8 protein-coding genes are annotated in these 8,392 nt (G+C 62.4%); 3 read left to right on the top strand and 5 right to left on the bottom strand.

All coding sequences use genetic code 11. The features are described from left to right. The first annotated feature begins 67 nt into the window (after positions 1-67). The gene (locus tag EOA60_RS10095; protein WP_066997661.1) at positions 68-496 is read left to right on the top strand and encodes a SufE family protein; all 429 of its coding nucleotides are present in this window, start codon (positions 68-70) and stop codon (positions 494-496) included. A gap of 131 nt (positions 497-627) precedes the next feature. Here EOA60_RS10095 and EOA60_RS10090 read toward each other — a convergent pair whose 3' ends face one another. Beyond that, positions 628-1,056 (bottom strand): MucR family transcriptional regulator, encoded by a 429-nt coding sequence (locus tag EOA60_RS10090; protein WP_095823727.1) that lies wholly within the window; start codon positions 1,054-1,056, stop codon positions 628-630. Between the two features lie 411 nt (positions 1,057-1,467). After that, the gene (locus tag EOA60_RS10085) at positions 1,468-1,836 is read right to left on the bottom strand and encodes a hypothetical protein (RefSeq protein WP_067320909.1); all 369 of its coding nucleotides are present in this window, start codon (positions 1,834-1,836) and stop codon (positions 1,468-1,470) included. Between the two features lie 121 nt (positions 1,837-1,957). Between EOA60_RS10085 and EOA60_RS10080 the strand changes: the two genes are divergently transcribed. After that, positions 1,958-4,057: a S9 family peptidase gene (locus tag EOA60_RS10080; protein ID WP_095823728.1), complete on the top strand. Its 2,100-nt coding sequence runs from the start codon at positions 1,958-1,960 to the stop codon at positions 4,055-4,057. 100 nt (positions 4,058-4,157) lie between these two features. Then, positions 4,158-4,547 (top strand): SET domain-containing protein-lysine N-methyltransferase, encoded by a 390-nt coding sequence (locus EOA60_RS10075; protein WP_066998147.1) that lies wholly within the window; start codon positions 4,158-4,160, stop codon positions 4,545-4,547. A 25-nt stretch (positions 4,548-4,572) separates the two neighbouring features. On the opposite strand, the gene EOA60_RS10070 is transcribed toward EOA60_RS10075, so the two are convergent. The 3 genes from EOA60_RS10070 to EOA60_RS10060 all read right to left on the bottom strand — a co-directional run. Beyond that, positions 4,573-7,170 (bottom strand): AMP-binding protein, encoded by a 2,598-nt coding sequence (locus EOA60_RS10070; protein WP_127335462.1) that lies wholly within the window; start codon positions 7,168-7,170, stop codon positions 4,573-4,575. 130 nt (positions 7,171-7,300) lie between these two features. Next, on the bottom strand, positions 7,301-8,245 hold the full coding sequence (locus tag EOA60_RS10065) for a cytochrome c (RefSeq protein ID WP_095823730.1): 945 nt from the start codon (positions 8,243-8,245) through the stop codon (positions 7,301-7,303). A 9-nt stretch (positions 8,246-8,254) separates the two neighbouring features. Next, a partial coding sequence (locus EOA60_RS10060; protein WP_164899251.1) for a cytochrome c occupies positions 8,255-8,392 on the bottom strand: 138 nt, incomplete at its 5' end.

The raw sequence follows: 8,392 nt of genomic DNA, 5'->3' as shown, positions 1-8,392 counted from the left end.
CCTCTCGACGCCCGCGGCGTCTTTCTTTTTCCGTGACGTGGCGGCGCCGGGTCACTATATGCGGGCAATGACGACCTCGATCGAAACGATCCGCGACGATTTCTCCCTGCTCGACGAGTGGGAGGACCGCTACCGCTATGTGATCGAGCTGGGCGAGGCGCTGCCTCCGTTTCCCGAGGCGGAACGCACACCGGCCAACAAGGTGCCGGGCTGCGTCAGCCAGGTGTGGCTGACCACCGAGCAGGGAGAAGGCGTCGATCCGGTGGTCAGCTTTCGCGGCGATTCCGACGCCCACATCGTGCGCGGCCTTGTCGCCATCATGCTGGCGCTGTTCTCGGGCCGGCCGGCCAGTGAAATCCAGAACACCGATGCGGAAGTGACGCTGAAAGAGCTCGGCCTCGACGAGCATCTGTCGCCGCAGCGCGCCAACGGCCTTCGCTCGATGGTCAAGCGCATCAAGCGCGACGCCGAAGCCGCCTTGAAGCAAACCGCCTGACTCTGCCCCAAGCCCGGCAACAAGCCGCACTGCGGCGGGTTCACCCGTTCGCAGCAAGACATCCCTGAAATACCTCAAAAGCAAAACGGCGCCCCGCGGGCGCCGTCGCTTTTGCCGACTTGCGGAAGCTGCTACCGGCGACCCTTGGGCTTGCGGCCGAGGCCCATCTTCTTGGCCAACTGCGAACGGGCGGCTGCGTAGTTGGGAGCAACCATCGGATAGTTGACGTCCAGGCCCCACTTCTCGCGGTATTCTTCCGGGGTGAGATTGTAATGTGTCATAAGGTGGCGCTTCAGCGACTTGAACTTCTTGCCGTCTTCGAGACAGACGATGTAGTCGTCATGGACGGAGCGCTTCGGGTTGACGGCCGGCTTCTGCTTCTCGGCCGAAGGCTGCTCCGTCGTGCCGCCGACGCGGCCGAGCGCGGCATGAACGTCGGCAATCAGGTTCGGCAGTTCGCCGACCGGCACCGGGTTGTTGCTGACATAGGCCGCGACGACATCGGCAGTCAGCTCGATTAGCGCGTCCCCATTCCTTGAAGGTGTTTCGACGATATCCATTGTGCTCAGGCCCCAACGAGAGTTTGTTTTCTAGACTGCGCCCTTTTTCTGGATCGGGCATCGCGCGAAATTCATGCAGGCAAGCCCTGCGATTCGCGTCGCGTCATCTTAATGACCCTGTGCTGCAAGTAAGTCAATTCACCTACTGAATTATATTCGGCGATATTCATCAAATATTGCCGATTCAGCTTCAAAAATTCGTGTGCCGTGTAACTTAGCGAGATTTTTCTGGCCGGACCAGTGCAGCCTGACGTGGCGCCCAGCACGCTTTTACACCTCTGGTCGCGTCAAAACAGGTTCTTTATGCTTGGCTAAACTAATGTTTGGCCGCCCGGTGAGCGAAGAATCCTATGGATCATGGCGCGGACATTCATCCTCGCGTCGAACAGCCAAGTCGCCTCGACGAACCTCTCAGTGGGGTTTGATGTACTTGCCGTAGACCCAGCTGGTAACAAAATGACCGTTCTGCGCCGGATCGTGCCAGACCTCGCACCAGCGGTAGCGGATCGCCTGCCGCTGCTTCCAGTGCGGTTGGCCGGCAATGTCGAGCAGATCTATCCCGCCCGTGCAACGGCCGGTCATCTGCAAGACGGTGCCATTCGGATAGGCCGCCTGTCTTTGCGATGTGTTTGACGGATACTTGCGCGCGTTGAGCGTGTCGCCGAACGGCACGCCAGCCACTTGCCAGGCCGCGAACACGGTTGCATGAGACTGGCCGGAAAAGGCCAGGACCGCCGAAGCGACAGCGAAAGCCACGGCGGCTCGAACATAGGATTTCATCTTTTCCCCTTTCGACTTACTTTGTGTAGACCACCTTGAACCCCGCCCTTTGAACCGCTGCTGAGCGACGCGTTCATTCGCCATTTCAAGCAGATTTCAGGCAATTCCACAGCGAGACGCAATGACCAGAACCTCCGTCTTCCCGACCGCCATCCCGCCGCGGCCCGAGAAACGCCCCATCTTCGACGTTCATCACGGCATCACCCGCACCGACGACTACGCCTGGATGCGGGCCGCCAACTGGCAGGCGATGTTCAGGGACCCTGCACTGCTCGACGGCGCGATCCGCGCTCATCTCGAGGCCGAGAATGCCTACCAGGCAACGCTGATGGCCGACACGGCCGAGCTGCGCCGCAAATTGTTCGCCGAGATGAAGGGGCGCATCAAGGAGGACGACTCCACCGTGCCGATGAAGGACGGTCCCTACGCCTATGGCTCGTCGTTCAAGCTCGGCGGCGAGCAACCGCGCTACTTCCGCACGCCGCGTGATGGCGGCATTGAGGAGATCCTGCTCGACGGCGATGCGGAAGCCGAAGGCAAGCCCTATTTCCGTCTTGGCGGATTCGACCATTCGGCCGACCATCGCAAGCTGCTCTGGGCTTTCGACGACAAGGGCTCGGAGTTCTTCGCGCTGCGCGTGCGGGACATCGCCAGCGGCAAGGAACTCACCGATCGGATTCCGGATACAGGTGGCGGCGGCGTGTGGAATGCCGGAGACGACGGCTTTTTCTACACCCGCCTCGACGACAGCCACCGCCCGTCAAAAGTGTTCTTCCACGCGCTTGGCGACAATCCGGAGAACGATCGGCTGATTTACGAAGAGACGGATGCCGGCTTCTTCATGGACGTCAGCGGCACGCGTTCCAACGACTGGATCATGATCGGCATCAACGATCATGAAACCTCCGAATACCGGCTTCTGCGCGCCGACGAGCCGTTCGCCGAGCCGAAGCTGGTGGCGGCGCGCGAGACCGGCCTGCAATATGACCTGGAGGAAGGTGGTGACGTCTTTTTCATCCTCACCAATGCCGACGGCGCCAAGGACTTCAAGATCATGACCGCGCCGGTCGAAGATCCGGTGCAGGCCAACTGGAAGGAACTGGTGCCGCACGAGCCCGGCCGGCTGATCCTGTCGGTGCTCGGCTTCAGGCACCACATGGTCAGGCTGGAACGCAAGGAGGGCCTGCCGCGCATCGTGGTGCGCGATCGGGCAAACGGCGAGGAGCACCTCATTGCCTTCGACGAGGAGGCCTTCTCGCTCGGCCTTTCCGGCTCCTACGAATACGACACCGAAGTCATGCGCTTCACCTATTCGTCGATGACGACACCGGCACAGGTGTTCGACTACAACATGCGCAGCCGCGAGCGCGTTCTCTTGAAGACGCAGGAGGTGCCATCGGGCCACGATCCGGAGCATTATGTCACGCGCCGGCTGATGGCGCCGGCTGCCGACGGCGAGCTGGTGCCGATCTCGCTGATCCACCATCGCGACACGCCGCTTGATGGCTCGGCGCCCTGCCTGCTCTACGGCTACGGCTCCTATGGCATCACGGTTCCCGCCGCATTCAACACCAATTGCCTGTCGCTGGTCGACCGCGGCTTCGTCTACGCCATTGCCCATGTGCGCGGCGGCAAGGACAAGGGCTATGGCTGGTATGACGACGGCAAGCGTCGGCACAAGATGAACACCTTCACCGATTTCATCGCCTCAGCGCGCCATCTCGTGGCCGAGCGCTACACGTCGCACGATCGAATCGTCGCGCAGGGCGGCTCGGCCGGCGGCATGCTGATGGGGGCGATCGCCAACATGGCACCCGAAAGCTTTGGCGGCATCGTCGCCGAGGTGCCGTTCGTCGACGTGCTCACCACCATGCTCGACGCCAGCCTGCCGCTGACGCCGCCGGAATGGCCCGAATGGGGCAATCCGATCGCCTCGGCCGAGGACTACACGACGATCGCGGCCTATTCGCCCTACGACAATGTCGCGGCGCTCGACTATCCGCCGATCCTGGCGCTGGCAGGTCTGACCGACCCACGCGTCACCTATTGGGAGCCGGCCAAATGGGTGGCGCGGCTGCGCGACCGCAAGGCGGGCGACAATCCGGTGCTGTTCAAGATCAACATGGAGTCCGGCCATGCCGGCGCCTCGGGCCGGTTCTCGCGCCTGGAGGAGATCGCGTATATCTACGCCTTTGCGTTGAAAGTGACCGGCAAGGCCTGATTTTTCCCTCGCAATCGCGAGCACCTCGCGCTACGCAATGCGCCTCGTTTTTGGTCGCGGCCGGTTCGGGCCGCGCCATCCGTCATTCGCAGGGTTCGTCATGCTGCTCGTCGACGTCTATCTCGACAAATCGCCCATCCAGGGCATCGGTGTCTTCGCCAAACACCGCATTCCAAAGGGCACGTTGATCTGGAAGCTCGATCCAAGATTCGACCGGCGCATTTCGGTCGACACTTATGAGAACGAAAGCGGTCCGGTGAAGTCCTACCTCGATCGGTACTCCTATCCGGACAGGCGCGACCGGAACTATATCGTCTTCGAGGCGGACGATGCGCGCTACATGAACCATGCCGACGAGCCGAACTGCGACGTCTCCTCGCCGGAGGAAACCTACGCGCTGCGCGACATCGCGCCCGGCGAGGAACTGACCTGCGACTACAACCACTTCTTCGAAAACGGCTTCGATTTTTTGGGCGACCGCCACGCGTAATCGGAGCGACCGCGGTCGAAGCGTCTCACGCCGAGAGCAATTCCGGCAAGCGCTCCATGGCCAATCTGCCGCGCAGGTGTCGGATGGCGGCCAAGGCTTTGCCGGCGATGACGCCTAAAGCGACGCCGCCGGCGATCGCAAGCAGTTGGAAGCTTGGAGCCGGGAGCCAGCCTGCGACAGGTGCCATCAAAAGCTCCGGGACGAAGCGATGGACCAAGTAGATCGGGAAAGCCGCGACGGCGATCTGCGTAACCACCCGCCCCACCCCAGCAGGCAGGCGAACACGCGGCAGGTAAAGAAGAGCCGAGAGCGCCGCGAAGATCGTCAAATACTTGACCGTCGTCCCCAGCCAGACCGACTCCCAAAAGGCTAGATACCCCAATACGGCAGTGGCAAATGCGGTCACGAGGAGTTTTCTGGCGGGAGTGTCGGCCAAACCGGCGCACCAGCCGAAGACCGCAAGGTGGAAGACCCAGTAGATCGCGAAGATCTGGCGGCTGCCTAAGTCCACGAACAATGGGACTGCAAAGCGCGCAGCGGCGGCAAACGCCAATAGTCCGATCGAGAAGGCAAAGGGTCGAGCCTGGGCGAGCTTGCGTAGAACCGGAACGGCAAAGGCGAGGGCGAAGACCAACAGCGTCTGCGCATAGGCCTCGATGAACCAGTAGAGATATGGGATCATCTCGTGACGTTCCGGTTCGGCATAGCCGAAGTTGCCGGTAAGGGTCATCGAGGCCCAAGGGATCGCCTGCCAGGCGAGGGAGTAAGCGGCGACTATGAGAAAATAAGGGATCAGGACGCTAATCGCAGGTTTCAGCGCGTGCCGGATCCGACCGGCAAGCAAATGGATCGACTGAAAACGCGCAAGGCTGTAGCCGACAAGCAGCATCATGATGCCGGAGCCGCCCGGGATAGGCCACAGCGTCTCGTGATGCACGACCACCAGCAGGATGGCGAAGGCCCTCAGCACGATATCGACAGGCGTCTCGTTTGCCTGGTCCCGCATGAAAGACCGTTTCGCCGAATGAAGATTTGTCAGGTCTCCAACACTTAGCCGTTCCCAGCCGTCCGGCAATTCCAAGCCGAGCCGTTCGAGTTCCAGAGCCAATTGCAAGAAGCGAAGGGAATCTCCGCCGAGCGACACAAAGCTGTCAGCGCGGCCCACCGGAAGCGGATAGAATACGCGGGCATAGGCTCCGGGCACGCCGCCACGTTCGGAGCGGATTTCCGCCCGTCCCAGCAACATCTCGCGCTGCAGGCAGCCATAGTCGATCTTGCCCGAGGCTAGCCTGGGAAGGTCGACACGCGTCGAAACTCGAACCAGATTGGCGGGCAAGCGGCTGACTTCGGCCAGGATACGCTGTGCCCTGCCTGCCGAGCCGGGGCCGGTCACATAGGCTTCTAGGCCTCGATCGTCGCCGAGCACCGCGGCCGCAATGCCCGCCCGCTCTAGCGCCTGCTCCATGATATCGAAGCCGATCCTGAGGCCGGCAATCTTGGCAAAGCGGCTCTTGCGCCCGACGATGCGGAAGAAACCTTGCTCGTCCTGGACGGCAATATCGCCGGTGTTCAGGATCTCGACCTCAGCCCCGCGCGCCAGATCACAACGCTGCTCGGCGTAACCCATCATGACGTTCGGGCCGCGATAGACAAGTTCTCCAGGGATGCCCGAGCGGCTGACCGGCTCCCCCCTGTCGTCGACAAGGCCGAGGCTGCCGCCTGGGATCGCGACGCCGATCCGCTCCTCCCGGTCGGACAGGCTCTCCGGCGGCACGAAGGCGATACGCGCCGTCGCCTCGGTTTGACCATACATGACGAAGAAACGCCCGCCCACGGCGCGCAAATGATCCCTGTACAGGCGGATGACGTCGGGGCTGAGCTGTCCACCCGCCACCGTCATCATGCGCAAACCCTTGAGCTTAGCGTCGCGGAAACGCATCCGTTCCAGGAGTTCGTAGGAATACGGGACGCCGGACAGATTGGTGCAGCCACCGTAGGCGATTATCTGCAGGAAATCGCCGTCCATGGCCGAAACACCGGGGAAGAGGATGCTGCCGCCGGCAATCAGATGCGAATTGAGAACCGACAGTCCGTAGGAATAATGCAGCGGCAGCATGAGAGCGGCCCTGTCGGCGGACAAGAGTTCGAGATAGGTCGTTATCGCGCGCGCATTGGCTTCGAGATTGGCATAGGAGAGCCTGACCGCCTTGGCGGCGCCCGAGCTGCCGGACGTCATCAGCAGCAGCGCGAGATCGGGATGCAGCGGCTCAATGTCCCTCGCGGGCCAAGCTTCCTTCACGAGACGCCAGCGGCCATCGGCTCGGCGATAGGTGAAATCCGGCTGGAAGGCCGCCAGGAAGTCGTCCCAGACCCTTTTGTCGCAAGGCGGCAGCATGGCCACCGCATGACCCGCCCGCAGGGCTCCAAGATAGGCGACGACCGCATGCTCGGAGGGTTCCGCTGAGATAGCGACGAGCTGCTTTCCCTCATCCCCCAGCCGCGTGGCGAAGTGCTGCGCAAGGTCGTCGAGCTCCGCATAAGACAGGCTGCGCCCGTCGGCGAAGAGAAGTGCTGCGCGCTGCTCGCCATGGGCGAATTCAAACACAAGGTCGAGAGAGTGCATGGGCAAGGCTTCGATCCGCCTGGAAACTGGCCGAAGCGCGTATGATACATGACTATTAAAGTCAACTAATATGGACCTGAGACATCACAGGCACACCGCATCATGGTGTCGCGCAGCCGATATAAATCGGTCAGCTCGCCGGCTTGCGCGCCGGATAGCCGTTGGGATGCGGCGGGACGGCCTTCAGATAGGCCGCGATCGCGGCGCGGTCGTCGGCCGACAACTGAGCTATGTTGCGCTGCACGTCGACCATGGCACCGCCGACGGAATCGAAATCCGGCGTGAAGCCGGTTTCGAGATAGTTGGCGATGTCGGCCTCCGACCAGTCCTTCGTGCCGCCTTGCGGGGTGATATTGGGCACCACGCCCGAGCCTTCGGCGGCCACGGCTCCCGCCAGCCATTCGGCCTTCTTGACGCCGCCGGCAAAGTCGCGCGGCGTGTGGCATTCGCCGCAATGGCCGGGGCCCTCGACCAGATAGCGGCCGGCCAGCACCTTGTCGGGCGCGCCCCCGGGCAAGGCAATGACCGGTTCAGGGCTGACATAGAGCCGCTTCCAGAGACCAATGCCGCGACGGATGTTGAAGGGGAAGGAGAGTTTGTGGCCGGGCGCCTTGCCGGCGACCGCCGGCAGCGTCTTCATAAAAGCATAGAGGTCGGCGACATCGGCCGGCTTCATGCGAGCATAAGAGGCATAAGGGAAGGCCGGATAAAAATGCTCGCCGGAGGGCGAAACGCCCTTCAGCATCGCATTGGCGAAGTCCTCCTCGCTCAAGGCGCCGATGCCGTCCTTTTGATCCTGCGAGATGTTGGGCGGTACGAAGGTGCCGAACGGCGTCTTCAGCTCCAGCCCGCCGGCAAGCTCCAGGCGGCCATCACCCTTGGATCCCGGTTTGGCGTGGCAGGATGTGCAGCCGCCGGCAAAGAAGATGCGCTTGCCTTTCCCAGCATCACCGGGGCCAAGCTGCGCGACGGTCGCGGCATCAAGCCTGACGGGCGCAGACAACGCCCAGCCGGCGACCGCGCCGGCGCCGCCCAGCACGATGACGGCGCCGACGAGCTTCTTCAGCCACGCCATATCAGGCGATCAGCCCTTCTTGATCCTGTAGGTCTCATGACAGGTGCCGCAGTCGCCGCCGATGGTGTTGAGCTGCGCCTTGAGCGCATCGACATCGGCCGGCGGCGAAGCCACTGCCGCCTTGACGTCGGCCAGGAACTTGTCCCC

This window comes from Mesorhizobium sp. M1A.F.Ca.IN.020.06.1.1, assembly GCF_004023265.1.
Lineage (GTDB): Bacteria > Pseudomonadota > Alphaproteobacteria > Rhizobiales > Rhizobiaceae > Mesorhizobium.
This window is presented reverse-complemented; position numbering and strand designations above follow the sequence as displayed.

Coding starts and splice junctions, on each gene's coding strand:
- EOA60_RS10095 (WP_066997661.1), top strand. CDS start 68: ATGACGACCTCGATCGAAACGATCCGCGACGATTTCTCCCTGCTCGAC.
- EOA60_RS10090 (WP_095823727.1), bottom strand. CDS start 1,056: ATGGATATCGTCGAAACACCTTCAAGGAATGGGGACGCGCTAATCGAG.
- EOA60_RS10085 (WP_067320909.1), bottom strand. CDS start 1,836: ATGAAATCCTATGTTCGAGCCGCCGTGGCTTTCGCTGTCGCTTCGGCG.
- EOA60_RS10080 (WP_095823728.1), top strand. CDS start 1,958: ATGACCAGAACCTCCGTCTTCCCGACCGCCATCCCGCCGCGGCCCGAG.
- EOA60_RS10075 (WP_066998147.1), top strand. CDS start 4,158: ATGCTGCTCGTCGACGTCTATCTCGACAAATCGCCCATCCAGGGCATC.
- EOA60_RS10070 (WP_127335462.1), bottom strand. CDS start 7,170: ATGCACTCTCTCGACCTTGTGTTTGAATTCGCCCATGGCGAGCAGCGC.
- EOA60_RS10065 (WP_095823730.1), bottom strand. CDS start 8,245: ATGGCGTGGCTGAAGAAGCTCGTCGGCGCCGTCATCGTGCTGGGCGGC.